At 50.3% G+C, this 25,256-nt stretch carries 23 protein-coding genes and 1 other RNA gene; 11 read left to right on the top strand and 13 right to left on the bottom strand.

All coding sequences use genetic code 11. The annotated features are described in order from the left end of the window. Positions 1-56 precede the first annotated feature (56 nt). Positions 57-755, top strand: coding sequence for an oxidative stress defense protein (locus QL223_RS22255; protein WP_046303737.1), 699 nt, complete (start codon positions 57-59; stop codon positions 753-755). A gap of 97 nt (positions 756-852) precedes the next feature. Here the strand turns inward: QL223_RS22255 and serA are convergent, their stop codons facing one another. From serA to zapA, 5 genes are all read right to left on the bottom strand, one after another. Then, complete coding sequence (gene serA / locus QL223_RS22250) at positions 853-2,082, bottom strand: phosphoglycerate dehydrogenase (protein WP_002537572.1); 1,230 nt, start codon at positions 2,080-2,082, stop codon at positions 853-855. 273 nt (positions 2,083-2,355) lie between these two features. Then, entirely contained in the window at positions 2,356-3,009 is a 654-nt protein-coding gene (gene rpiA / locus QL223_RS22245) for a ribose-5-phosphate isomerase RpiA (protein WP_002537571.1), read from the bottom strand. Positions 3,010-3,125: 116 nt separating this feature from the next. Next, a complete protein-coding gene (locus tag QL223_RS22240; protein WP_046303739.1) occupies positions 3,126-3,728 on the bottom strand; it encodes a 5-formyltetrahydrofolate cyclo-ligase in 603 nt (200 codons plus the stop codon). Between the two features lie 29 nt (positions 3,729-3,757). Then, positions 3,758-3,940, bottom strand: a non-coding RNA gene (ssrS, locus tag QL223_RS22235) — 6S RNA. Positions 3,941-3,955: 15 nt separating this feature from the next. Then, positions 3,956-4,267: a cell division protein ZapA gene (gene zapA, locus QL223_RS22230; RefSeq protein ID WP_002537568.1), complete on the bottom strand. Its 312-nt coding sequence runs from the start codon at positions 4,265-4,267 to the stop codon at positions 3,956-3,958. Positions 4,268-4,539: 272 nt separating this feature from the next. Between zapA and QL223_RS22225 the strand changes: the two genes are divergently transcribed. From QL223_RS22225 to QL223_RS22215, 3 genes are read left to right on the top strand one after another with little or no spacing between them, the layout of a single operon-like run. Continuing rightward, positions 4,540-5,109, top strand: a complete 570-nt coding sequence (locus QL223_RS22225; RefSeq protein WP_002537567.1) for a YecA family protein — start codon at positions 4,540-4,542, stop codon at positions 5,107-5,109. A 27-nt stretch (positions 5,110-5,136) separates the two neighbouring features. Then, complete coding sequence (gene ubiH / locus QL223_RS22220; RefSeq protein WP_281546003.1) at positions 5,137-6,339, top strand: 2-octaprenyl-6-methoxyphenyl hydroxylase; 1,203 nt, start codon at positions 5,137-5,139, stop codon at positions 6,337-6,339. Continuing rightward, positions 6,339-7,550 carry an FAD-dependent 2-octaprenylphenol hydroxylase gene (locus QL223_RS22215; RefSeq protein WP_281546002.1) on the top strand — a complete coding sequence of 404 codons (1,212 nt, stop codon included), beginning with the start codon at positions 6,339-6,341 and terminating at the stop codon, positions 7,548-7,550. Before ubiH ends, QL223_RS22215 begins: the two co-directional genes overlap by 1 nt. 187 nt (positions 7,551-7,737) lie before the next feature. On the opposite strand, the gene eno is transcribed toward QL223_RS22215, so the two are convergent. The 5 genes from eno to rlmD form a co-directional block, all read right to left on the bottom strand. Continuing rightward, on the bottom strand, positions 7,738-9,039 hold the full coding sequence (gene eno / locus QL223_RS22210) for a phosphopyruvate hydratase (protein WP_002537562.1): 1,302 nt from the start codon (positions 9,037-9,039) through the stop codon (positions 7,738-7,740). Positions 9,040-9,118: 79 nt separating this feature from the next. Further along, positions 9,119-10,753: a CTP synthase gene (locus QL223_RS22205; protein ID WP_281546001.1), complete on the bottom strand. Its 1,635-nt coding sequence runs from the start codon at positions 10,751-10,753 to the stop codon at positions 9,119-9,121. A 140-nt stretch (positions 10,754-10,893) separates the two neighbouring features. Further along, complete coding sequence (mazG, locus tag QL223_RS22200) at positions 10,894-11,712, bottom strand: nucleoside triphosphate pyrophosphohydrolase (RefSeq protein ID WP_281546000.1); 819 nt, start codon at positions 11,710-11,712, stop codon at positions 10,894-10,896. Positions 11,713-11,773: 61 nt separating this feature from the next. Then, positions 11,774-13,984 carry a GTP diphosphokinase gene (gene relA, locus QL223_RS22195; RefSeq protein ID WP_281545999.1) on the bottom strand — a complete coding sequence of 737 codons (2,211 nt, stop codon included), beginning with the start codon at positions 13,982-13,984 and terminating at the stop codon, positions 11,774-11,776. A gap of 61 nt (positions 13,985-14,045) precedes the next feature. Continuing rightward, entirely contained in the window at positions 14,046-15,362 is a 1,317-nt protein-coding gene (gene rlmD, locus QL223_RS22190; protein WP_281545998.1) for a 23S rRNA (uracil(1939)-C(5))-methyltransferase RlmD, read from the bottom strand. Positions 15,363-15,556: 194 nt separating this feature from the next. Between rlmD and barA the strand changes: the two genes are divergently transcribed. Continuing rightward, the gene (gene barA, locus QL223_RS22185) at positions 15,557-18,301 is read left to right on the top strand and encodes a two-component sensor histidine kinase BarA (protein ID WP_281545997.1); all 2,745 of its coding nucleotides are present in this window, start codon (positions 15,557-15,559) and stop codon (positions 18,299-18,301) included. A 55-nt stretch (positions 18,302-18,356) separates the two neighbouring features. On the opposite strand, the gene QL223_RS22180 is transcribed toward barA, so the two are convergent. From QL223_RS22180 to QL223_RS22170, 3 genes are read right to left on the bottom strand one after another with little or no spacing between them, the layout of a single operon-like run. Beyond that, complete coding sequence (locus QL223_RS22180; protein WP_281545996.1) at positions 18,357-19,589, bottom strand: NAD(P)/FAD-dependent oxidoreductase; 1,233 nt, start codon at positions 19,587-19,589, stop codon at positions 18,357-18,359. Between the two features lie 46 nt (positions 19,590-19,635). Further along, on the bottom strand, positions 19,636-20,706 hold the full coding sequence (locus QL223_RS22175) for a methyltransferase (protein WP_002537552.1): 1,071 nt from the start codon (positions 20,704-20,706) through the stop codon (positions 19,636-19,638). Positions 20,707-20,731: 25 nt separating this feature from the next. Next, a complete protein-coding gene (locus QL223_RS22170; RefSeq protein WP_046303768.1) occupies positions 20,732-21,094 on the bottom strand; it encodes a hypothetical protein in 363 nt (120 codons plus the stop codon). A gap of 188 nt (positions 21,095-21,282) precedes the next feature. Between QL223_RS22170 and QL223_RS22165 the strand changes: the two genes are divergently transcribed. The 6 genes from QL223_RS22165 to QL223_RS22140 are packed head-to-tail and all read left to right on the top strand — an operon-like array spanning position 21,283 to position 25,245. Beyond that, complete coding sequence (locus QL223_RS22165; RefSeq protein WP_281545995.1) at positions 21,283-22,026, top strand: beta-ketoacyl synthase chain length factor; 744 nt, start codon at positions 21,283-21,285, stop codon at positions 22,024-22,026. Continuing rightward, on the top strand, positions 22,014-22,832 hold the full coding sequence (locus QL223_RS22160) for a lysophospholipid acyltransferase family protein (protein WP_281545994.1): 819 nt from the start codon (positions 22,014-22,016) through the stop codon (positions 22,830-22,832). Before QL223_RS22165 ends, QL223_RS22160 begins: the two co-directional genes overlap by 13 nt. Next, positions 22,813-23,070: a phosphopantetheine-binding protein gene (locus tag QL223_RS22155; RefSeq protein ID WP_002537546.1), complete on the top strand. Its 258-nt coding sequence runs from the start codon at positions 22,813-22,815 to the stop codon at positions 23,068-23,070. The genes QL223_RS22160 and QL223_RS22155 overlap by 20 nt, the downstream gene beginning before the upstream one ends. A gap of 6 nt (positions 23,071-23,076) precedes the next feature. After that, the gene (locus tag QL223_RS22150) at positions 23,077-23,331 is read left to right on the top strand and encodes an acyl carrier protein (RefSeq protein ID WP_281545993.1); all 255 of its coding nucleotides are present in this window, start codon (positions 23,077-23,079) and stop codon (positions 23,329-23,331) included. A 1-nt stretch (position 23,332) separates the two neighbouring features. Continuing rightward, positions 23,333-23,887 (top strand): hypothetical protein, encoded by a 555-nt coding sequence (locus QL223_RS22145; protein WP_281545992.1) that lies wholly within the window; start codon positions 23,333-23,335, stop codon positions 23,885-23,887. Further along, positions 23,884-25,245, top strand: a complete 1,362-nt coding sequence (locus QL223_RS22140) for an AMP-binding protein (RefSeq protein WP_281545991.1) — start codon at positions 23,884-23,886, stop codon at positions 25,243-25,245. Before QL223_RS22145 ends, QL223_RS22140 begins: the two co-directional genes overlap by 4 nt. Positions 25,246-25,256 lie beyond the last annotated feature (11 nt).

Raw genomic sequence — 25,256 nt, 5'->3', positions numbered from 1 at the left:
CCGCCTTGCCGTAGTCATAGCCATATAACTTCAAAAAACAACATGGAACCCAGACCATGAAAAAACACCTTATTGCTTCGTTAGTTGGTGCAGCCATCGCACTGTCTTCACCGTTTGTTTCTGCCGCTACACCGGATTTCCCGCATCTGGAAACCATGGGAGTTGGTGAAGTTGTCGCCCAGCCGGACACCGCCACCGTGGACGTTGCCGTCTCACTTACCCGCACGTCTGCCCAAGCTGCCAAAAAGGCATCTGATGACGCGGTGGCTACGCTTTTGGAACGATTGGAGAAAATGGGGATTGCGCGTAAAGATATCGAAAGCGCCAATCTTAACCTTCAGCCTCAGTACAGTTATCCGAAAAACAGCGAGCCAAAATTGAACGGCTACCGCGCCACACGAAACGTGACGGTGACCGTGAGTGATCTGTCCCGGCTTAACCGTGTGCTGGATGGCGCATTGGCCGATGGCCTCAATCGCGTGAATGGCATCAGCTTTTCTTCGAGTAAAGAAGCTGAGCTCAAAGAAAAAGCGCGCATGGCAGCCATTGCCGATGCAAAAGCTAAAGCAGAGTCATTGGCAAAAGGCTTTGGTGAAACACTCGCAGGCGTTTGGGAAATCCGCTACATGACATCGACGCCGGTTCGCCCAACCATGATGCGAATGGCAGAGGCGTCCAGTGTTGCATCAAGCTACGATGACGCAGAAATCACTATCCGTGATCAGGTGGAAGTGGTTTATGCGTTAGGGGAATAAATGCCTGTCGTTAGCAAACCATAAATAGAAAAATGGCCGCTATTGCGGCCATTTTCCTTTCTGGGATAGACATTTGTTAGGGGGAACAAATCGTCAATCAATGGAGTATACGAGCGCGAAGGGTACCTTCGATCGCTTTGAGTTTCTCCAATGCTTTTTCAGAGTGCTCGGTTTCGACGTCGATCACAACGTAACCGTACTCGGAATTGGTTTGCAGGTACTGACCAGCAATGTTGATACTTTCTTCTGCGAAGATGGTATTGATTTTGGTCAGGATACCTGGCTTGTTCTGGTGAATGTGCAGCAGGCGCGACGTGCCAGTGTGCTCAGGCAACGATACTTCTGGGAAGTTCACAGAAGACAGGGTTGAACCATTGTCTGAGTACTTCACCATCTTACCAGCCACTTCGATGCCGATATTTTCCTGTGCTTCCTGAGTTGAACCACCGATGTGTGGTGTCAGGATCACGTTATCAAACGCTTGCAGCGGAGAAGTAAATGGGTCGCTGTTGGTTTTCGGCTCTGTTGGGAATACGTCTACTGCCGCACCGCCAATGTGACCGCTTTCCAATGCGCCACACAGCGCATCGATATCAACCACTGTACCGCGCGCGGCGTTGATGAAGATCGCGCCCGGCTTCATGCGCGCAAACTCTTCGCTACCCATCATGTCTTGGGTTGAGTCGGTTTCCGGCACGTGAAGGGTGATCACGTCACTCTTGTTCAGAAGCTCTGACATTGACGCCACTTGCGTCGCATTACCCAGTGAAAGCTTGTTTTCAATGTCGTAGAAGAAAACACGCATACCCAGGTTTTCCGCCAGAATACCCAGTTGGGTACCGATGTGACCGTAACCAATGATACCCAGGTTTTTGCCACGTGCTTCGAACGAACGGTCCGCTGACTTCATCCACTCACCGCGGTGAGCCATAGCGTTCTTCGCTGGAATGCCACGAAGCAGAAGAAGAATCTCGCCAAGAACCAGTTCGGCAACACTACGGGTGTTTGAGAAAGGTGCGTTAAATACTGGGATACCGCGCTTCGCTGCCGCAGTCAGGTCAACCTGGTTGGTGCCAATACAGAAACAACCCACTGCTACCAGTTTTTGCGCTTTCGCAAACACTTTCTCAGTCAGTTGGGTGCGGGAACGAATGCCCACGAAATGCGCGTCAGCAATTGCCGCTTCAAGCTCTTCACCGGCTAGAGAGCCTTTGTGATATTCAATATTGCTGTACCCTGCACCCTGAAGAACTTCCAGTGCAGTTGGGTGAACACCTTCAAGGAGAAGGATCTTTATTTTGTCTTTTTCAAGCGACACTTTAGCCATTGCAGTTCTCATCCTTAAAAAAAAACCTGTCGTTAAATTCGGTTTCCGTCTTCCAGACGTCAAAGGCCGCTTTTTGATAGGATTATGTCGGCCTTGTACAATTAGTGACTAAGGTAACAAAAATTTATTTGCATGGGTAAGAATATTACGTAATAAGCGCGAAAAAAAACGGCGCCATGAAGGCACCGCTAACTTATTGAGTTACTTATACGCAAACGTTTGGCTTTTGCTTCAAAAAAACTGAAGTGTTAACCCATTAACGCTTAACTGTTTTTAGCTTTTTACTACACCGTTTGCAGTACCTTCCAGCACTACATCTGCGCCACGGTTTGCAAACAGGCCGACAGTCACTACGCCCGCAATCGCGTTGATCTTGTCTTCCAGTTCTTTGGCATTGGTGATCTGCAGGTTATGCACGTCCAGAATCACGTTGCCGTTATCGGTGATGCAACCTTCGCGGTAGCAAGGATCGCCGCCCAGCTTAACCAGTTCACGTGCCACGTAAGAACGTGCCATCGGGATCACTTCCACTGGCAGAGGGAATTGACCCATCACATCCACTTTCTTGCTGTCGTCGATGATACAGATAAATTTCTCGGAGATCGCCGCAACGATTTTTTCTCGCGTCAGTGCAGCACCACCGCCTTTGATCATTTCGTTGTTTGGATTTATCTCATCCGCACCATCAACATAAATGTCCAGACTCGCCACTTCGTTTGCATCAAAGACCGGAATGCCAATCTTCTCCAGACGCTCGGTCGATGCAACTGAACTCGACACTGCACCTTTGATTTGCTCTTTCATGGTTTCGAGGGCATCGATGAAGTGATTAACGGTGGATCCAGTGCCAACACCAACGATGCTGCCTTTGGTCACGTATTCCAACGCAGCCCAACCAGCCGCTTTTTTCATTTCATCCTGAGTCATGAGGATCTCCTGGGTAAATAGGGGTAATTCGCGACGCCGATTATACAGATCTGATTTTGGAGCGGGCAGATTTTTATAAACGCAGATCCCGTTATTCGGGATCGATACAGATCAGGTTAGATCGCCCACTTCCAATGCCTAGATGGCGTCAAAATCTCTGGTAAAGGCACGTCCCACGCTTCAACAGGAAGGTCATCAACCTGCTGGCAATCATGAGCGATACCAACGGGTTTTGCTCCCCGTCCTGATTCATACCAAGGTGCCAGTGTGCGATCGTAATACCCGCCGCCCATACCCAGGCGCTGCCCGCTTTTATCGAACGCCACAAGTGGTGTACAAATCGCATCAAGTTGCTGTGCAGGCAATACATCAAGCACGCTAAGCTTCGGCTCTAGAATACCGTAGCGGTTTGGTACCAAGGTGGACTTAGGATGATAGTGCAGGAACAGCAAATGCCCTTTGCTGAAAGGATGAATCACCGGCAAATAAACATCTTTCCCCTCTCGCCAGCAATGCTCAATCAGAGGCTGGGTATCCAGCTCACCATCTACTGACAAATAAAGCGCAATTCGCTGAGCGTTGAGGATGCTGTCAGCTTGCTGAAAATGGGAAGAAAGGTTTGTCGCCGCATGACGCTGCTCGTCATCGGTCAGGGATTGCCTTTTGGCTCGGGTCGCTTTTCGCAGTTCATTGCGAAGAGAAGAAGTGTTCGCTTGCATCGGCTGTCCTTGCCGCAAAGCTAATGGGGATTGGCCCCGGAGTGCCGTTGGGATCTTTTGCCCTTGAACCCTGCGGTTCAAGGCGGATGAGAAGAACATACCGTAGGCTTCTCGGTACAAGCCGAGCTTGCTCAAAAGCATGTAACATCCCACCCTTAGATGTGCTTATCGGCTCAGGGACGCGGATCCGCTGACGCACACTCCAGGGTCAAACTGGTTCGGAAGGCTTATGCTTCCTTCGACGCGCTGTGTTTTAACAACGCCTCTTCAATCGTTTGCTGCAACAGCACAATTCGCTGTTCCATATCATTCTTATCGTCGGTGTTTTGCTGTCTTTCTGCACGCAATTCGTAGCAGATATTCAGGGCCGCGATAGTGAGCAGTTGCTCTGTATTCGTTACTTTAGTGCGCTCAGACAATTCGTGCAACCGTTGATCAAAGTCGTCTGCCGCTTCTTTCAGCGCTTGTTCCTGACCTGCCGGACAGTTAACACGCATTATTTTGCCAAGGATCTGAATTTCAACAGCTTGCGTAGTCATATTCTTTTCTGAGCTCCCTTCAAAGCGCGGTGTCGCACCCTGACGTCACGGGCGCAAACTATAGAAAATGGCAGATTAAACTTCAAGTCTATCCTATCGCGTATTGTCTCTCGACGGACTAAGCAGACGAAAAGTCGTCAATGTGATGAAAATCAGAGCTATCGTGAACCTGATTCTCGCTTTTGCTTTCTTCTATCGTGAAGAGAGGTTCAGTGACTTAGGACTAACTGGTAGTATACGGACAAGACAATTTCGGTACCCAAGGTGACCCCGTGACCCAAGTAACTTTACCTGAATACAGCAACATGGTTTCCACGCTTCGTGCTGACTCTCTGGCCGTAACGCCAGCAGAAATGCATGGCCTTCTGGCGGGAATGTTGTGCGGTGGACTAGACCCTGAGCTGGGTAACTGGATGCCGATGCTTTATGACTACACCAATGATGGTGCAGGCTGGCCACATGAATCAAAAACACTGGCGGCAACCAGCGTTGGCCTGGCGAGCCAACAGCTCACCGGTGGTCAGATGGATTTCGAAGTGCTGTTGCCGGATGAAAGTGAATCCTTGCTTGATCGCGGTGATGCGCTGTCTGAGTGGGTAAGTGCTTTTATCGCAGGTATTGGTTTAGTCGGTATCACTGCAGGCAAACTGTCTGACGACTCGAAAGAAGTGCTGGCAGACCTGACAGAAATTGCACAGCTTGGCATTGATGAAGACGATGATATGGAAGAGCAGGCATTGCTTTTCGAACAAGTCATCGAGCACGTCCGTGTCTGTGCCATGACGCTGCATGCCGAGCTTGGCATCAAGCCGCAGACCGAAGAAAAACCAACCCTGCACTAACAGAACACTGTCGGAGACTGACGCAGAATGGATGCTGAGCCATCAACACAAAATTTTGATGTCGTCATTGCCGGTGGCGCAATGGCAGGTGCCACTTTGGCATTGGCCATTGAGCAGCTGACACAGGCAGGCTTGTCCGTGGCGGTGGTGGAAGCCGCCATTCCGGACAACAGCCACCCTGGCTATGATGCCCGAAGCATTGCCCTTTCCTATGGTAGCTGCCAGTTGCTCGATAACATCGGCGTGTGGAAAACCTTGTCACCCTTTGCCACTCCGATCAGCAAAATCCATGTTTCCGACCGTGGCCACTTCGGCCTAACAGAGATGAATGCCCGCGATGAAGGTCTGGATTACCTCGGCAATGTGATTGAGCTTGCCGACGCCGGACGCGTTTTTCATCAGGCTTTGGGGAAAGCCCAAAATATCTCGCTGTTTTGTCCGGCCTTTGTCACTGATATCAAGCGCGAAATCGACAGCGTCACTTTGACGCTCAATGATGGAAAAGCGCTGACAGCCAAACTGGTTGTTGCCGCAGACGGCGCGCTATCTTCCTGCTGCGATATGGTGGGGATTGAACGCCATGAGCATGACTTTGAACAGGTTGCGCTGATTGCGAATGTCACCACAGAACTCGCTCATCAAGGCCGTGCCTTCGAACGTTTTACCGAAACCGGCCCTGTCGCCTTGTTGCCGATGTCTGAAGGCAGAAGCTCATTGGTATGGTGCGTCAAACCTCACGAAGCACCTACGATGCTTTCCATGTCTGACGATGAGTTTGCACAAGCACTACAACAGGCTTTCGGGTGGCGTTTGGGAAGACTGCTGCATGTTGGTCAGCGTGGCAGCTATCCGTTGATTCTGCGTCAGGCAACCCGTCTTACCAGTCACCGCTTTGCTGTAGTCGGGAATGCGGCACAAACGCTTCATCCGATTGCCGGACAAGGCTTTAACCTTGGCCTTCGCGATGTAGTATCGCTGGCTGAAGAAATCGCCAAATCACACGCTGATGGCAAAGATTGCGGTCAAATGCCTGTGCTCCAATCATACCTCGCACGACGCGAACCAGACCGCGATACCACAGTCGCCATGACATCAGGTTTGGTTCACGGCTTCTCCAACACCACTGCACCACTGATTCTGGGACGAAATCTGGGGCTGGCAGCGATGTCGGTCTTTAGCGAATTGAAAGCTCCATTGCTGCAACGTGCAATGGGCTTGGTAGAACGATAATGAAAATGACAAATGTAGACATCGCCATTATCGGCGGTGGCATGGTTGGCCTGACACTCGCTGCTGCACTGGCAGATAGCGATCTTCGCATCGCGATCATCGAAGGCAAAATGCCGGAGCCAGAACTCTCTCCCTTGCCCGACCTTCGCGTTTCTGCGTTGAGCCGCGCCAGTGAGCGTATTCTGAAAAACGTCGGCGCGTGGGAAGGCATTCAATCCCGACGCTCAAGTCCATATCAAAAAATGTCGGTATGGGAACAAGACAGCTTCGCCGCGATTGATTTCGATGCAATGGACTTGGGTCAACCCAACCTCGGTTACATCGTTGAAAACCGCGTTATTCAGCTGGCACTGTTTGAGCGCGTAAAGCAACAACAGAATGTCACCCTATTCTGCCCAGACCGCTGCGCCAACATGATGTTTGGTGAAACAGAAGCCTGGCTAACCCTTGAGTCGGGCAGTGCCATTACCGCAAAACTCGTGGTCGGTGCTGATGGTGCAAACTCCTGGGTACGCAACCAGCTATCGATTCCATTAACCCATTGGGATTATGGACATAGTGCACTGGTCGCCAATATTCGGACCGAAGAGCCACATGATGGTGTCGCACGTCAGATTTTCACTCCGGATGGCCCGCTCGCTTTCCTGCCGCTGTCTGATCCTAACCTAAGTTCGATCGTTTGGTCGCAATCACCGGAAAATGCCGATGCACGTTGCTCCATGCCTGAAGACGAATTCAACAAAGCCCTGAGCGCTGCTTTCGACCTTCGCCTCGGCCTTTGCTCGGTTGAGGGTGAACGTGCAGCTTTCCCTTTGAAGATGCGTTACGCGAGGGATTTCGTGATCGAGCGCGTCGCCCTGATTGGCGATGCCGCACACACCATTCATCCGCTGGCAGGTCAAGGCGTAAACCTGGGACTTTTAGATGCCGCGACGCTGGCACAAGAGCTGATCCGCTTAAGTGATGAAGGCAAAGACATTGGTGAGAAAACCAACCTCCGCGCTTTCGAACGCTGGCGTAAAGCTGAAGCCGCGCAAATGATTGCGGCAATGCAAGGGTTCCGGGATTTGTTTGCGGGCGAAAACCCGGCGAAGAAACTCATTCGTGGTATTGGTCTAATGGCAGCCGCCACACTCCCAGGTATCAAAACCCAGTTTATTAAGCAGGCACTTGGGCTGACAGGTGATTTGCCAAAACTAGCGAAGAAGTAGATTTATTTAAGGACCTAGAAATAGCATTCATACCATTGTGAAACGACAAAACGCATTTTCATTTTCCCGATCCTGCTCTTCCTAGGCACTAGGATCTGCTCTTCTCCTAGGACCTTCCTTCCTAACCACATAAAAAAACGGCGCCTTTCGGCGCCGTCTTCAATCTAAATCCGTTAAGGATAAGCGATTACGCTTGGCCTTTAACTTCTTTCAGACCGTTGTAAGGTGCTTTGCCAGCCAGTGCTTCTTCGATACGAATCAGTTGGTTGTACTTAGCAACACGGTCAGAACGGCTCATAGAACCAGTCTTGATTTGGCCAGCCGCAGTACCTACCGCCAGGTCAGCGATAGTTGCGTCTTCAGTTTCACCTGAACGGTGAGAGATAACAGCAGTGTAGCCTGCGTCTTTAGCCATCTTGATTGCAGCCAGAGTTTCAGTCAGAGAACCGATCTGGTTGAACTTGATCAGGATAGAGTTAGCTACGCCTTTCTCGATACCTTGAGCCAGGATCTTAGTGTTAGTTACGAACAGGTCGTCACCAACCAGCTGGATTTTGCCGCCCAGCAGTTCTGTTTGGTGCTTGAAGCCATCCCAATCAGACTCGTCCAGACCGTCTTCGATAGAAACGATTGGGAACTGATCTACCAGGCCAGCCAGGTAGTGGTTGAACTCTTCTGAAGTGAAGGTTTTGCCTTCGCCTTTCATGTTGTAGATGCCAGCTTCTTTGTCGAAGAACTCAGATGCTGCACAGTCCATCGCCAGAGTGATGTCTTTGCCCAGCTCGTAGCCAGCTGCTGCAACTGCTTCTGCGATAACTTCCAGTGCTTCTGCGTTAGATTTCAGGTTAGGCGCGAAACCACCTTCGTCACCAACTGCAGTGTTGTAGCCTTTAGACTTAAGTACTTTCGCCAGGTTGTGGAATACTTCCGCACCCATGCGAACTGCTTCTTTCAGAGTTGCAGCGCCAACTGGCTGAATCATGAACTCTTGGATGTCAACGTTGTTGTCTGCGTGCTCACCACCGTTGATGATGTTCATCATTGGCAGAGGCATAGAGAATACGCCAGCAGTGCCGTTCAGCTCAGCAATGTGCTCGTACAGTGGCATGCCTTTCGCAGCAGCTGCTGCTTTTGCGTTCGCCAGAGAAACAGCCAGGATTGCGTTTGCACCGAACTTAGATTTGTTCTCAGTACCGTCCAGGTCGATCATGATCTGGTCGATTTCTGCTTGGTTTTTCGCGTCTTTACCTTCCAGAGCGTTAGCAATTGCGCCGTTTACTGCATCAACTGCTTTCAGAACGCCTTTACCCAGGAAACGTGCTTTGTCGCCGTCACGCAGTTCCAGTGCTTCGCGAGAACCGGTAGATGCACCAGATGGAGCAGCTGCCATACCTACGAAACCACCTTCCAGGTGAACTTCTGCTTCTACAGTTGGGTTACCGCGTGAGTCAATGATTTCACGGCCCAGAACTTTAACGATCTTAGACATTGTGTTTCCTCTCGTATGTCAATAGCTTAAGAATGCGAAAAGCGGCCGCACAACCTTCGCGACCGCTTCCTTTTTTCAGTTACAGCTCACCACGCTGATTTTTACCTGCCGCTGCCACGAAGCCTTCAAACAGAGGGTGGCCATCGCGTGGAGTAGAAGTAAATTCAGGGTGGAACTGGCACGCCACAAACCATGGGTGCGCAGGGTTTTCGATGATTTCAACCAGCTTTTTATCCGCAGACAGGCCAGATACAACCAGGCCCGCTTCTTCAATCTGCGGACGCAGCACGTTGTTCACTTCATAACGGTGACGGTGACGCTCATGAATCGTCGCGTTACCGTACAGATCACGTGCTTTAGTACCTTCTTTCAGGTGACACAGCTGCGCGCCAAGACGCATGGTGCCGCCCAAATCTGATTTTTCAGTACGCTCTTCAACTTTACCTTCGCCATCCACCCACTCGGTGATCAGGCCAACAACAGGGAACTTGCTGCCCTTGTCGAATTCAGTAGAGTTCGCGCCTTCCATGCCTGCAACGTTACGCGCGTATTCGATCAGCGCAACCTGCATGCCCAGACAGATGCCAAGGTATGGCACTTTGTTTTCGCGAGCGTATTTCGCTGCCAGAATCTTGCCTTCCACACCACGGTCACCAAAGCCACCTGGAACAAGAATCGCGTCCAGACCTTGCAGTGCTTCGTCGCCTTTCGTTTCTACGTCTTGAGAGTCAACATACTTGATGTTCACAGTCAGACGGTTTTTCAGGCCACCGTGTTTCAGTGCTTCGTTTACAGACTTGTATGCGTCTGGCAGTTCGATGTATTTGCCAACCATACCGATAGTGACTTCACCGGTTGGGTTCGCTTCTTCAAAAATAACTTGTTCCCATTCAGACAGGTCAGCTTCTGGCGCTGTGATGCCGAAACGGGTACAAATCAGGTCATCAAGACCTTGAGAACGGATCAGTGAAGGGATCTTGTAGATGGAATCTACGTCCTTCATCGAAATCACTGCTTTTTCCTGCACGTTACAGAACAGCGCAATCTTAGAGCGCTCGTTCGCAGGAATCACACGATCACTACGGCAAACCAGAATGTCTGGCTGAATACCGATCGACAGCAGTTCTTTCACTGAGTGTTGGGTTGGTTTGGTTTTCACTTCACCGGCTGCTGCCAGGTAAGGAACCAGCGTCAGGTGCATGAACATCGCACGCTCGCGACCCAGTTCTACCGCCAATTGACGGATAGCTTCAAGGAACGGCAGTGATTCGATATCACCTACGGTGCCACCGACTTCAACGATAGCAACGTCGTGACCTTCGCCACCGGCAAGCACGCGTTCTTTAATAGAGTTGGTGATGTGTGGAATAACCTGAATGGTCGCACCCAGGTAGTCGCCGCGGCGCTCTTTGCGCAGTACGTCAGCGTATACACGGCCTGACGTAAAGTTGTTGCGTTTGGTCATCTTGGTACGGATGAAACGCTCATAGTGACCCAAATCCAGGTCAGTCTCGGCACCGTCTTCCGTAACGAATACTTCACCGTGCTGGGTTGGGCTCATGGTGCCCGGGTCCACGTTGATGTAAGGGTCAAGCTTCATCATGGTCACTTTAAGACCACGTGCTTCTAGAATTGCCGCCAATGACGCTGCTGCAATACCCTTACCTAGGGAGGAAACCACCCCGCCCGTAACAAAAATGTAATTCGTTGTCATGCTAAACCTGAGAGTTGGATTTAGGGGAAATTATTGGAAATCTGGACGGGACGACATATTACCAGAGCCAGAAACTTCCCACAACGTGAAAACTATCACACAGAACGCCGTTTTTTTTTGTCGTAAATCAATTGAGTGATTTACGTCGATTTGTTGCCCTCGTCACGCTTTACTTCTTGCCACAGATTTTCAAGCTCATCTGGCTCAGTTTCCTGCAAATTTTTACCATTATTACGTAATTTCATTTCAATTTTACGAAAGCGACTTTCGAATTTCATATTCGCTTTTCGAAGTGCCATTTCCGGATTAGTGCCAAGGTGGCGGGCAAGATTGACCGCGGCAAAAAGTAAATCGCCGACTTCTTCATCGACGCGTTCTTGGTCGACATCCACCATCAAGGCTTCTTCCATCACCTCATCAAGCTCTTCCTGCACTTTTTCGGCAACAGGGCCTACCGAGTCCCAATCAAAGCCGAAACGCGCGCAACGCTTCTGCAATTTTGCTGCACGGCCCAATGCTGGAAGTGAGGTTGGTACATCATCCAAAATACTGAGCTCTGCATCTGGTTTGGCTTTGGCGGCACGTTCCTGCGCTTTTATGCCTTCCCAGTCCGCTTGCTCCAGCGGGTTACCATCGGCATCCTTTTCACCAAAAACATGAGGATGACGACGCACCAGCTTGTCGCAGATGGCACCGGCAATGTCTTCAAATTCAAACAGGCCCTGCTCTTTTCCGAGTTGACTATAGAACACAATCTGAAACAGCAGATCGCCCAGCTCATCGCGAACATCTGCCCATTCCTGACGTTCAATCGCATCCACTGCTTCAAAAGTTTCTTCGATGGTGTAAGGAATTATGGAATCGAAGGTTTGCTTCTTGTCCCAATCGCAGCCGTTTTGCGGGTCCCTGAGGGTAGCCATAATTTCCAGCAATTCTTGCATTCGCGACATTTTTTTCATCTGTTACCCGCCCAAAAGAAAAGGGAAAGCAGCGCTTTCCCTTTATACAAATTGAATATTGTTAGCGAAGCCGTTTGGCTTCATGCACGTCTTTGACTTGCTCCAAGCGGGAGATCACCCGGCTCAGCACTTCAAGGTCACTCAGCTCTAAATCAAAGTCCATGATAGACATTTGCTGCTTATAATCGACCCGGCTTTGCATGCCTGAAACTTTCGCTTTTTCATTCAGCAAGACATTGGTGAGATCTTTAATCAAACCACTTCGCTCGGATGCAGAAACACGCACTGTGATTTGATAGTTGCCGATATAACCGCCGCCCCACACCGTCTCGATAAGGCGCTCCGGTGCATGATGGCGAAGTTCAGCCAATTGCTCACAGTCTGCGCGGTGCACTGAAATACCGCGACCTTGCGTTACGTAGCCTTCGATTTCGTCACCAGGAATTGGCTGACAGCATCGCGCAAGGTGGGTCATCAGGTTGTCCACACCTTCAACGACAACGGCATCTCGGCGTGGTCGTTTGGTTGTGGTCTGCGTTTCAGCCTGCTCCAGCTTGGCGCGAAGCTGCTCATCTTCCTGTTCTTTGGTCAGTTTGTTGACCACAGAGTTGATGTAATTCACTACCTGGTTGATGCGCAAATCACCGCTACCAACGCCCGCGTAAACTTCATCAAGGCTGTTAACATTGAAGCGCTTCATGGCGAGAGTGGCATCTTTGCTCGCGGCACCAATCTTCGCGAGTTCAGCATCGAGAATTTCTTTACCTGCCTCGACGTTCTTCTCTCGTGCTTGCTTACGGAACCAAGCATTAATCTTGGCGCGTGCACGGCCTGACGTCACAAAGCCAAGGCTTGGGTTCAGCCAATCACGGGAAGGGTTTGGCTCTTTCTGGGTGATGATTTCGACCTGATCGCCCATGTTGAGGTGATAGGTGAACGGTACGATACGCCCTTCCACTTTGGCCCCGATACAACGGTGACCCACTTCAGAGTGGATGTGGTAAGCGAAATCCAAAGGTGTCGCGCCGATTGGCAGGTCAACCACATCACCTTTTGGTGTAAAGGCATAGACGCGGTCATCAAATACCTGGCTACGAAGTTCATCCAGCATTTCGCCGGAATCAGACATCTCTTCTTGCCAAGCCAGCAGTTTACGCAGCCAGGTAATCTTCTCATCGTAACCGCTCCGGCCAGCGGAAGAACCTTCTTTGTATTTCCAGTGCGCCGCGACGCCAAGCTCTGCATCATCGTGCATCTGCTTGGTACGGATTTGGATTTCTACCGTTTTGCCTTCAGGTCCCAATACGACAGTGTGAATCGATTGGTAACCATTTGGTTTCGGGTTCGCCACGTAGTCATCGAACTCTTTCGGCAGATGGCGATATTTGGTGTGAACGGCACCCAGCGCGGCATAACAGTCCTGAAGCTGATCAGCTATGATGCGCACAGCACGCACATCAAACAGCTCATCAAACTCCAAACCTTTTTTCTGCATCTTACGCCAGATGCTATAGATGTGTTTCGGACGGCCATAGACCTGCGCGTTGATGTTGGAGTTTTCCATCGCGCTTTGCAGATCGGACACAAAGGTGTCGATGTACTGCTCACGGTCAATACGGCGTTCTGCCAGTTGTTTGGCAATTTGTTTGTAGGTCAGCGAATGCTGGTAACGGAACGCGTAATCTTCGATTTCCCACTTGAGCTGACCGATACCTAAGCGGTTAGCAAGCGGTGCATAGATATTTGCACACTCTTTCGCAACAGCCTGACGCACTTCGTCAGACTCGTTTTTCACTTCACGCAGGTAAGTAATGCGTTCAGCCAGTTTGATGACCACACAACGGAAATCATCCACCATGGAGAGCAACATACGGCGCACATTATCCACCTGCGCAGCCGTCGCTTCTTCATTGTTGGCGTTCAGATGGCGAATCGCCGCCATTTCCTGAACCCCTTCCACCAGCTTGGCGATATTGTTTCCGTAGTGCTCTTTGAGCAACTCATTGCTGAGCACGTCATATTCCACCATAGGAAAGAGCAACGCGGCCAACAAGGTTTCCTTGTCCATACTGAGGGTGACAAGGATTTCAATCATCTCCCGACCACACCAGAGAGGCTGCGCGAGCTTTTGCTCATCGCCCAGCGTCTGGCAATGGTGATAGGCTTTGGTTAAAGCCTGAGATACGGCAGCCTCCTGGGCAAGACCTTCCACCCAGCGTTCAAGCACAAATTCTTTATTGTCGTTTAGGTGCGCGCCACGAATTGCGACCATTTCACTATCCTGTTTTTCTTATCCTTAAACGGGCAACCATCATGCTTGCCCGGTGGGCGACTCAATCTTTGACAAACAGCGCCATCGACTCCAAGTGCCCTGTATGTGGGAACATGTCCAACATGCCCAACCTAACCAATTGATACCCGCTTTCCAAAAGCACCTGACTGTCACGTGCCAAGGTCGCCGGGTTGCAGGAAACATACACTACCCGCTCAGCTCCAGATTGTGCCACATAAGGCATAACCCCTAAAGCACCAGCACGTGCTGGATCAAGCAAAATTTTGTTGTAGCTTTCACGTCCCCAGACAGTTTCAGCTGCATCCAGTTCCAGATTCGCATGATAGAAACTCGCATTGCCTTGCTGATTACGCATCGCATTGTCTGATGCGCGCTGCACCATCTCTTCCACACCTTCGATACCGACGACGGTTTTTACCTTCGCAGCCAGCGGTAAACTGAAGTTGCCCAGGCCACAGAAAAGATCGAGCACCGCATCGTCTTCTGTTAATGACAGCCAATCCAGCGCCTGCGCAATCATCTTTTCATTGATATCCGCATTGACCTGAATAAAGTCCTGCGGCTCAAAGGCCAGCGTCAGCTCGCCAAGTGTGTAATTGGGCTGCTCACCGAGGACACGCTGTACTGCCTCATCGGCTTGTTGCAGGTAGTAAATCAAGCCGTGTTGTTCTGCAAAGCCTTTCAGCGTTGCCTGATCATCGTCATGCAACGGCTTAATGGCTCGAACCAGAAGCACTCGACCTTGATTGGAGGCCACCAGTTCAATATGACCAATGATACGACGGCCACGAAGACCATCCAGCAAGGTATAAACATCCGGCAATAGCGCATTCAACTCCGCATCAAGCACCGGACAGTCTGTGACGGTCACAATGTCATTGGCGCTGCGTTGACGGAAACCCATTTCAAGCTCGCCACTTTTGCTCACTTTGACACTCAGGCGTGCACGACGACGGTAGCATTTTTCCTTAGAAACCACCGGCGCGTCTTGCTCAAGCTCCGCTGACGCAAATTTCTTCATCAACTGGGACAGCGTTTCCTGCTTAGCTTCAATCTGAGCATTATGGCCCAGGTGCTGGAGATTACAGCCACCGCAAGTACCGTAATGCTGGCAAAATGGTTTGATGCGTTCAGCACTCGGTTTGGTGACTTTGATAAGACGAGCACGTGCAAACTGACGTTTATCTTCCGTAAGCTGCAGCAATACCTCTTCACCCGGTAAAGCGCCAGCAACAAACACCGGCTTTTTGCCGTCAAACGCCACACCATCCCCCTGATGGTCGAGACGGGCGATAGTCATCGCCTTGTGCTTGGTATCAAGAGTCTTTTTCTTCTGTGGCTTAAAAAAACGCGCCATGACATATGTTCCAGCTTTTGCAACCAACCGCACTAACAGTCTGTGCATAGATTCGAATATTGGCGGTCAGACAGTTGTGATAACCTGCTGAATTCTCGCCATCAGCTTTGGTGTAGACTTACTGCGTGAGGTTAAACTATTTAACTCACGGTATGTCTGAAAAATGACGGCAATTCTCCCACAGAATAGACAGCATGACCAAATACGGACTTCGCGCCAGAGTAATCACCCTAACCCTTGCCCCGACGCTTATCATCGGCATATTGCTGAGCGCCTATTTTATCAAAAACCGCTATCAGGAACTGGAGCAGCAACTCGCAGTAGCCGGGCAAGCGATTATCGAACCCTTGGCAATCGCCAGTGAAATCGGCCTTGCCAATGAAAGCCGGGAAAATGTGCGGCGACTGATTGGTCACACGCACCGTCAGCACAGTGAATACATCCGAAGCATTGCAGTGTTCTCCAGCCAGAACGATCTTTTTGTCACCTCCAACTATCACCGCAACCTCGACTTGCTGGCGGTGCCCCGTGGGCAACCCTTACCTGAGCGACTGGAAGTCATCCACCTGAAAGATGCTCTGTTACTCCGCGCGCCCATCCGAGCAATAGCAAGTTTTAACAACCCACTGGTACAGGAGCAGCCAATTGGCTACATCACCATGGAGATGGACCTTTCCACGGTGAAGCTCAAGCAATATCAAGAGATCATCTCCGCTGGCGTGGTGTTGATTCTCGGCCTGATCCTTTCTTGTTTCTTCGCCTATCGCCTGCTGCTTGATGTCGAAATGCCGATCAAACAGATGATAAGCATGATCGACAGAATCCGTCGCGGGCATCTCGATGTTCGGATTGAAGGCAAATTACTCGGTGAGTTAGATACCCTGAAAAACGGGATCAACGCGATGGCGATTTCGCTGTCGGAATATCACCTGGAGATGCAGCAAAGCATCGATCAGGCGACTTCGGATTTACGCGAAACTTTGGAGCAGTTAGAAATCCAGAACGTTGAACTCGATATCGCCAAGAAAAACGCGCAGGAAGCGGCGCGGGTGAAATCAGAGTTCCTTGCCAACATGTCGCATGAGCTCAGAACACCACTGAATGGTGTCATTGGCTTTACCCGTCAGATGCTGAAAACCCAGCTTTCCAGCAGCCAACAGGATTATCTGCAGACCATTGAAAAATCGGCCAACAATCTGCTGACCATCATCAATGACATTCTGGATTTCTCGAAACTGGAAGCCGGTAAACTACTGCTGGAAAACATCCCGTTTGATTTTGAAGATTCACTGGAAGAAGTGATGCGCCTGCTTGCCCCTATGGCGCACGAAAAAGGCCTGGAGCTCAATCTTCGAATCGACCCTCGCATTCCCGCTGGTGTAATTGGCGACCCGCTTCGCATCCAGCAAGTGCTCACTAACCTGATTGGTAACGCCACTAAGTTTACTGAGCGCGGTCATATCAGCGTCAGTGTAGAGCTCAAGCAGCAGCGCGACGAACGCCTTGAACTTCAGTTTGTTATCCGTGATACAGGTATAGGCATTTCTGAGCGTCAGCAATCGCAGCTGTTTCAGGCTTTCCGACAGGCAGATGCCAGCATCAGCCGTCGATATGGTGGTACCGGCCTGGGTCTGGTGATCACCCAGAAACTGGTGCAGCAAATGGGCGGCGATATTGGGTTTTCCAGCCGTTTGCATCAGGGATCAACCTTCTGGTTCACCATGTCCCTTATCCAAACTGATCTGCCGCTGGTGCACCCTATCGACACCGACGCCCTGCAAGGGCAATCACTGATGCTGATTGAACCTGACCATGAAAGCCGTTTGATGATGCGTGAACGTCTGGCGCATTTCGACATCGCATTGAGCGATTTCGCTGAATTGCCTGAAACGTCTGAGCGTGTGTCCTCTGTACTGATTTGTGTTGATGCCGTCGATGTGCCGGAAAGCGATGCGCTGATTGCACAGGCAAAACGCGCAGAAGCCTTCAGTGAGCGCGTCATTTTCTGTTTGCCGACGACAGAGCTTGCGCTGTCAGAAGCCCTGCTCGCTTCCGGTGTAGCGGCTTGCCTCGCCAAGCCGCTGTCTGTGCGAAAACTAATCGAGCAATTGCAGGGTGAACAGCAATCCCTTGCCTTACTGCCGCCAGCGGTTGAAGTGCACACCGACAAAGCGCCACTGACGGTCATGGCAGTGGATGACAACCCAGCCAACCTCAAACTCATCACCGCTTTGTTGAAAGAGCGCGTAACCACTGTGTTTACCGCATCCGATGGTAAAGCCGCTCTCGACTGCGCACAGAAGCAACATTTCGACCTCATCCTGATGGATATCCAAATGCCGGAAATGGACGGTGTGACGGCTTGTCAGGAAATACGCAAAACACCGCTCAATCAACACACGCCTGTGGTAGCTGTGACTGCCCATGCCATGACAGGCGAGCGCGAACGCTTGCTAAACGAAGGGATGGACGACTACCTGACCAAGCCGATTGAAGAGCATATTCTCGAGCAGGTGCTGCACCACTGGACGCATCCGCATAGCGGTGAAGTTCAGCCCAATTCGCCACTGATCACGCCAAATAAGCTGGGCGACACCCTCAGCATTGACTGGTCTTTGGCAATGAAGCAGGCAGCAGGCAAAGAGGATCTCGCCAGAGAAATGCTGCAGATGCTGGTGCGTTCTTTTGATGAGGTCGAAGAGAAAGTCAATCTGGCGCTGAAAGACAGCAAAGCCGACTTGAGCGCTGTGATCCACAAACTCCATGGCAGCTGCGCCTACAGCGGTGTACCAAGGCTCAAAAACCTTTGTCATGAACTGGAAACCCAGCTTAAAAAAGGCGCAACGACCGAAGACATCGAGCCAGAGCTTTTTGAATTGTTAGATGAGATTCAGAACATTCGGGAGCAATCGCCCCATTATCTGGATGAGACTGTCTGACAGAAACGAAAAAGGCGGGGTTTCCCGCCTTTTCTTTACCTGTTGATCCTGCGTCTTATGCCTCGGCGCAGATTTTCGCTAGGGTATCGAGCCTTCTCACTGGCTCATCCACATACGGGTTGTCGGTGTCCCATGCATAGCCCGCCAGAATTGAACATACCATGCGTTTGATTTTCGGATCCGGGCTTGGGTAGAAAATCACATCCTGCAATGTGCCCTTATACCAACCTTCCACGTAGCAGCGGAAAGTATCGACACCGCGCAAAAGTGGTTTCTCGTACTCGTTCAGCCAATCCACTTTTTCACCAGATAGCTGACGACTCAGAGAATTGACGGCAAGTTCAGCAGATTTCATCGCAATGGTCACGCCGGAAGAAAATACCGGGTCAAGAAACTCACCCGCATTACCGAGCAGCGCAAACTTGTCTGTAGCCAGCGTGCTCACATTCGCAGAATAGCCACCAATCATACCCGGCTGGTTGGGATATTCTGCATTCGCGAGTAATTGCGCGAGCCAAGGTTCTTCACTCGCCAGTTGTTTGACAGCCGCTATGTGGTCATCGGGATAATTCGCAAAGAAGTCCGGTTCACCAACAATGCCGAAAGAGCAAGTGCCGTTGCTGAATGGGATCAGCCAATACCAGACATCATGATTATCAGGATGCACAGAGATCAGAATCTTGTCTCTGTCATATTCAGCAGCATCAATGTTGTCGACAATATGGGTAAAAATCGCCTGTCGTGGCGGAAGGCATGACGGACTCTCAAGTTCAAGCAGCCTTGGCAACACACGACCAAAACCGCTCGCATCAAGTATAAAATCCGCCTGAAGCTGATAGGGTTCACCCTGCGCGTCTTTTACATAAAGAACCGGCTTGTCAGCATTCACATCCACCGCTTCAATCTCGTGTTGATAGCGAATGGTCACGCCTTGCCTTTCTGCGTCATCAGCCAGCACTTTGTCGAACACCGCACGTTGAACCTGATAGGTTGTGCCTGCGCCCGGTGAGAACTTGTCAGTAAAATCAAAGCTGATGTAGCGTCCTTCGCGATTGAACGCCGCACCGTTTTTAAACTGAAAACCCGCTTCGTTGACGGCATCCAACATGCCCGCCGCGCGGATAGACTCCATGCAGGCAGGCAGCAGACTTTCACCAATAGAGAATCGGGGGAATGTCGTTTTCTCAAGCACCAGTACATCAATGCCTTTCTGGTTCAGCAGCGCAGCAGCAATTGCCCCGGATGGGCCTGCGCCAATAATTGCTACTTGAGTGGTTTCCAACTTCAAGAAATGGACTCCTTTCAACTTTTCAAAACGGTAACGACATTCGCCGTTAAAGACGGGCTTTCAATGTTAACAGGGTATGCCCCAAGCCGATATTGTCAGTTTGCTCTGCAACCTCAAAACCAGCTTCTTCGACAATCTGCAAAAACTCTTCACAGCGGTAGAAACGGCTATTTCCGTTCGCCAAACACGTAAAGTACAGCGAGGTGGCATTCAAACTGTATGAAGCTGCTTCGTATTTCTGCGCATCCCAGAAAAGCTCCAGAATATAAACCGTTGCATCAGGAGACATTGCCTGACGGACGCGGCGCAAAATACTCAAGATTTCCATTGGCGAGAAACAATCAAGGAACTGACTCATCCACCAAACGTCTGCGCCTTCTGGCAGAGAAAGAGAGTTATCCAGCGCATTGAATGGATGACCTTTAATTCGCCCTTCCAGACCATTTACTTTGGCCTGTTCCAGCGCCATTTCAATTTGCTGGGGCAGATCGATAATGGTGACTTCCACGTCTGCATCGTAATTGCAGCACTGTGTTGCCCATTTACCGGTGTTGCCTCCGATATCGAATAGCTTCTTCGGTTTGGAAGTAAACACTTTTTCAAGCAGCAAAGGGAATGAGCGATCGGAATAGAAGTGATCAAACTGGAACCAGCTTTCCTTGGCTTTGTCCGGCAGGGTTGAGAGGCCTTCATAGATCGAGCTCCACTGGCCCAACTCTTTAAGCCCTGCAGGGCTCCCCGTCTCAATCGACTCTGTCAGATGTGCCATCGCGGCATAACAAACGTCCGCCGTAAAATCCATATTGGCACGGGTCATTCCGTCGTAAAGCAGAAAATGCCCCACATTCGCCAACACATAATTTGGCGATCGCCACGTCACGATATGCGCACTGACGGCCATATCAAGCAACACCTTCACGCCATACTCAGACACACCTGTTTTTCCAGCAATCGCTGCCGCATTCAAACCCTGAGAACCTGCATCGTCCAATGCCGCTAAAACACCGAGATCCCGCAAGGTTCGCGCCGCATGAAAAACAATAGGCGCAAAAGCTAACTTTTGCGCCTCAGTTTTTGCATTCAAAGCGTTATAAGGATCCGCTTGAAATGAATTCACTCTTTAACCTACTACTTAAACGTTTTTACTGGGAAGCTGCCGCCAATACCGCCAGTTTTTTGCGGATATCGACATCTAAATTATTAACCCAGCGGTTGTAATTACGGTGGATTTTACCGCCGCTTTCCATCAGGTTTTCTGATTCCACATAATTGATGGAATAACTTTTATCGTTGTAAGGAATATCGATAACCGCGCGGTGCGAACGCACGAATAATTCGCCACGAATGACGCCTGGGGTGGTTTCAGTCATGATCCATCCACGATCAATACCTGATTCAATGATTGCCTGTTTCACTGACGCAGCGGGGATATTGAAAGCAACCGGAGCATTCACCACTTCTTTAATCGGTTGAACACGATTACAGCCCACCAAAGCAAAACCCATTGCCAACAAAACTAGATATTTTTTAAAGTTCACGACTGACTCCCTATTCGTTTTTAATTCCTTGGTTGCGTGATGTAGCCATTGCGATATGATCGTCTTCTGACTTCCTGCCAAGTGAAGTATTAAACACTGCTCAAGGACTCAATACCTTGATCAGCCACATAATCAAGGATGTTATAGCACCACCGATGAGCAGTATTCAATTTAATATCCAGAGACTTTATGCTTTGTCACCAGGATTAGAAAATCCTGAAAGTTGGACAGCTTGGCAGAAAGCTCAATGTCAGTGGCCTGAAGATGCCACAGCACCTGTAGCCAGTGCCATCCCTGCAATGATGCGACGTCGCATGAGCCCGCTGAGCAAAATTGTGGTGCAGGTAGCGGCAACACTGTCAGCTAACGAGGACATCGCCTATTCGGTCTTTTCTAGCCGTCATGGTGAACTTCAAAGAACCGTCCAGTTGCTTCAGGAAATTCTGGCTGGTGAGCCAGCTTCGCCCACGGCTTTCTCGCAATCCGTACATAATACCGCTGCAGGCTTATTCACTATCGCGACGAAAAAGCCTATCCCAGCCACATCTCTCGCGGGCGGTGCTGACGGATTTCACTATGCCTTGATCGAAGCCTTCATTTACCTCAATCAACACCCAGATAAGAAAGTGTTGGTGGTCGATTTCGACGCGCCACTACCCGATATTTACGCCCAGTTCGAACCCTATACAACGGCACCTTATGCGATTGGAATAATACTCCAAGCCGGTAATCAAATTCAGGTTCAGCGCTCATCATCGGGCTCAGATACAGACATTACATCCTTGCCACAAGCGCTGGAGTTCTATCGTCAGTGGCTGGGTAGAAACGCTGACTTTGAGATGCGAAGTGCCCGTCAGCACTGGTCTTGGCAGGTAGGAGATTTTGAATGTTCCGATTAATCAGCAAATGGTGGCGGGTGTTGGCAACAGGCTTTTGTTTCAGCCTGTTCGGCCTAGGTGGCCTATTCCTGACCTTTATCGTTTGTCCTTTGATGACGTTCAGCGCGAAAAGCGCTAAAGAAAGAGAGCTCCGCGTCCAACGCATCATTCAAAAGACCTTCACCATTTTTTGTCTAACCATGAAATACACCGGTGCGATTAACTACAAAATCACCGGTGGCGATATTCTTCGCGAAGACAGTAACTGCATCATCCTCGCCAACCACCCTAGTTTGATTGACTACGTGTTGATCACTTCCCAGCTCCCACAGTGTGACTGTCTGGTCAAATCCGCTATCTGGCACAACCCTTTTATGAAAGGCATTGTCAAAGCGGCAGGATACATCCCCAACAACAGCCCGGATGACTTGCTCGGGCGCTGCGCTGAACGACTCAGCGACGGCAATGTCCTGCTTATTTTCCCGGAAGGCACCCGAACCACACCAGGTGTTGAATCTTCACTGCAACGCGGCGCATCTCAAATTGCTGTCCGCACCCAGACCGACATCCGCTTGGTGCATATTACTGTTACACCTAGCTTTCTCACGAAAGAGAAAAAGTGGTACCAAGTTCCGGACGTACGCCCCTTTTTTCATGTTGAGGTGAAGGGTAAGATAGCGGCGAGTGAATTTACCGATTCAGATATTGCAGAAGCGACGGCAGCCCGTCGCCTCAATAGACGACTCAAAAGGGAATTATTCCCACACAATAATAAAATTGAACAGCAAACAAACATAGAAGGCTACAGTGGACACATTACACAATGAAATAAAGCAGCTGATCATTGAGGCACTCAATCTCGAAGATCTGACGGTTGAAGATATTGATACCGATGCGCCACTTTTTGGGGAAGGGCTAGGTTTAGATTCCATTGACGCACTTGAGCTTGGACTGGCAATTAAAAAAGCTTACAACGTCGTCATTGATGCCGATGACAGCAATACTCGCGAGCATTTTTCCTCAGTGGCAAATCTAGCGAAGTTCATTTCGGCCAACAAAGCGTAATAGAAAATGACAGAAGTAAATAAAGCAGAAATATTCGAACAAGTTCGTGACGCTCTGGTGGAATTATTTGAGCTGGATCCTGCCGACATTATTCCTGAAGCCAAACTTTACGAAGAGCTTGATCTAGACAGTATTGATGCTGTGGATCTGGTTGTTCATCTGCAAAATACCACCGGCAAGAAAATTAGACCGGAAGAGTTTAAGTCTGTACGCTCTGTACAAGACGTTGTAGATGCCGTTGCAGACTTGCTAGCAGCTTAAAATGAGAAAGTTCAGCGCACTGGCAGGCCTTCTCCTGCTCGCTTATCCCTTGGCGGTTTACGCCGGGATTTCGCACGGAGGAGTTGGCCCTGTTGCGTTGTTGCTTGGCGTGCTGTTCTTGCTTCGGATGACTTCCAGCAAGGTGCTGGGAAATAGCCCACTGAGACATGTCGCGACGACGACAGGAATCATTGGCCTTCTGCTGGTTACTCTCAGCTATGTCTTCAAGCAACATGACTGGTTTCTTTATTATCCTGTCGCAGTCAACGCCACCATGTTTGTCGTCTTCGCCGCCAGCCTCTTCCAGCCAATGAGCATCATCGAACAGGTTGCCCGCCTTCAGGAGCCTGATTTGCCTGCTTCTGGCGTGAAATACACCCGCAACGTCACCAAAGTCTGGTGTCTGTTTTTTCTGGTGAACGGCGCAATCGCCTGGCTAACCTGCCTGATGTCGCTGGAGATCTGGACGTTATATAACGGCTTACTTAGTTATCTCGCTGCCGGCGCACTCTTTGGTATCGAATTTATTGTCAGGAAAAAGGTGCGAGCTTCGTGAATCGTTTTACGCCCTTATCATCCCTCTGTCTGTCAGAACGCGACTCGGATTTGACCGTCGCTCTGGGTGACGTTGGTAGAAAAAACTGGGGTGCATTTACTGATGATGTGGCACAGCTCACCTCAGTATTGAAAGCATCTCCAGCGCAAACGTGGGCGCTGGCTTTTGAAGATAGCTACCTCTTTGCCACCGCCTTTTTTGCCTGTGCTCATGCAGGAAAATCTCTGGTTCTACCGGGGAATTTACAGACAGGCGCTTTAACCGAGCTTTCAATCCATTTCAACGCCATCTTGCATGACAGCCGTGTAGCAGCGCCTGCCGACATCGCATCGGTGTCACTGCCTCTGTCAGACACGCACAGTACGTCTAGTTTAAAACTTGAAGCCTTTGATAGTCTGGCGCTGACACTGTACACATCAGGTTCTAGTGGCGAGCCGAAAGCGATAGAAAAATCACTGTTCCAGATTCAGGAAGAGCTCAACCAGCTTGAAGCGCAATGGGGAGCAGAGCTCGAAGGCACTCATATTCAAAGCACCGTATCGCACCAGCATATTTATGGTTTGCTGTTCCGCCTGCTGTGGCCACTTTCAGCTGGGCGTCCTTTCCAGTACCACGATCTGGTTTACCCTGAACAAGTCGTCGCCAAAGCAGATAAACAGACGGTCTTGATCAGCAGTCCTGCACTCTTGAAACGCATAATTGAACCCTCATCCGGCCAATATCGTGCGATATTTTCTTCCGGCGGGCCTCTTCCTATATCGGCGGCGCATAGCAGCCAGTCTTGCCTCGGCGCCTTACCCATCGAAGTGTATGGCAGCACCGAAACCGGCGGGGTTGGTTTTCGACAGCAATCCACTGAGACCACACCCTGGCATCTGTTCAGTGGCATCTGCGCTCAATTGGATGATGTGGGCTGCCTGCAACTGCTTTCCCCTTACATCGACCCTGAACATTGGTATCAGACTGCAGATTTGTGCGAGCTTTATGACAACCATACCCTCCTGCTGAAAGGTCGTGCTGACCGCGTGGTAAAGATTGAAGAAAAGCGGGTCTCTTTGCCGGAAATCGAACAACGACTCTGCCAAAGCAATTGGATAACGGATGCTGCCAGCATTCTCCACCAGCAGGATGAAAGACAAATCATTGTCGCAGCAGTAGTATTGTCTGCAGAAGGTGAAAAGATGCTGGCTGAAACAGGGGCTGGGAAATTTAAACTGATGTTGAGACAAAGCCTCAGAGAGTGGCTTGAGCCGATTGCCATCCCGCGACAGTGGCGCTTTGTCGACGCCATTCCTCAAAACAGCCAGGGCAAACGTCAACAGCAAGCCATTGAAGCCTTGTTGAACCGGACGCAGTAACAGCACAGCTA

Origin of the sequence: Grimontia sp. SpTr1 (genome assembly GCF_947387585.1) — a bacterium.
Lineage (GTDB): Bacteria > Pseudomonadota > Gammaproteobacteria > Enterobacterales > Vibrionaceae > Enterovibrio > Enterovibrio indicus.
This window is presented reverse-complemented; position numbering and strand designations above follow the sequence as displayed.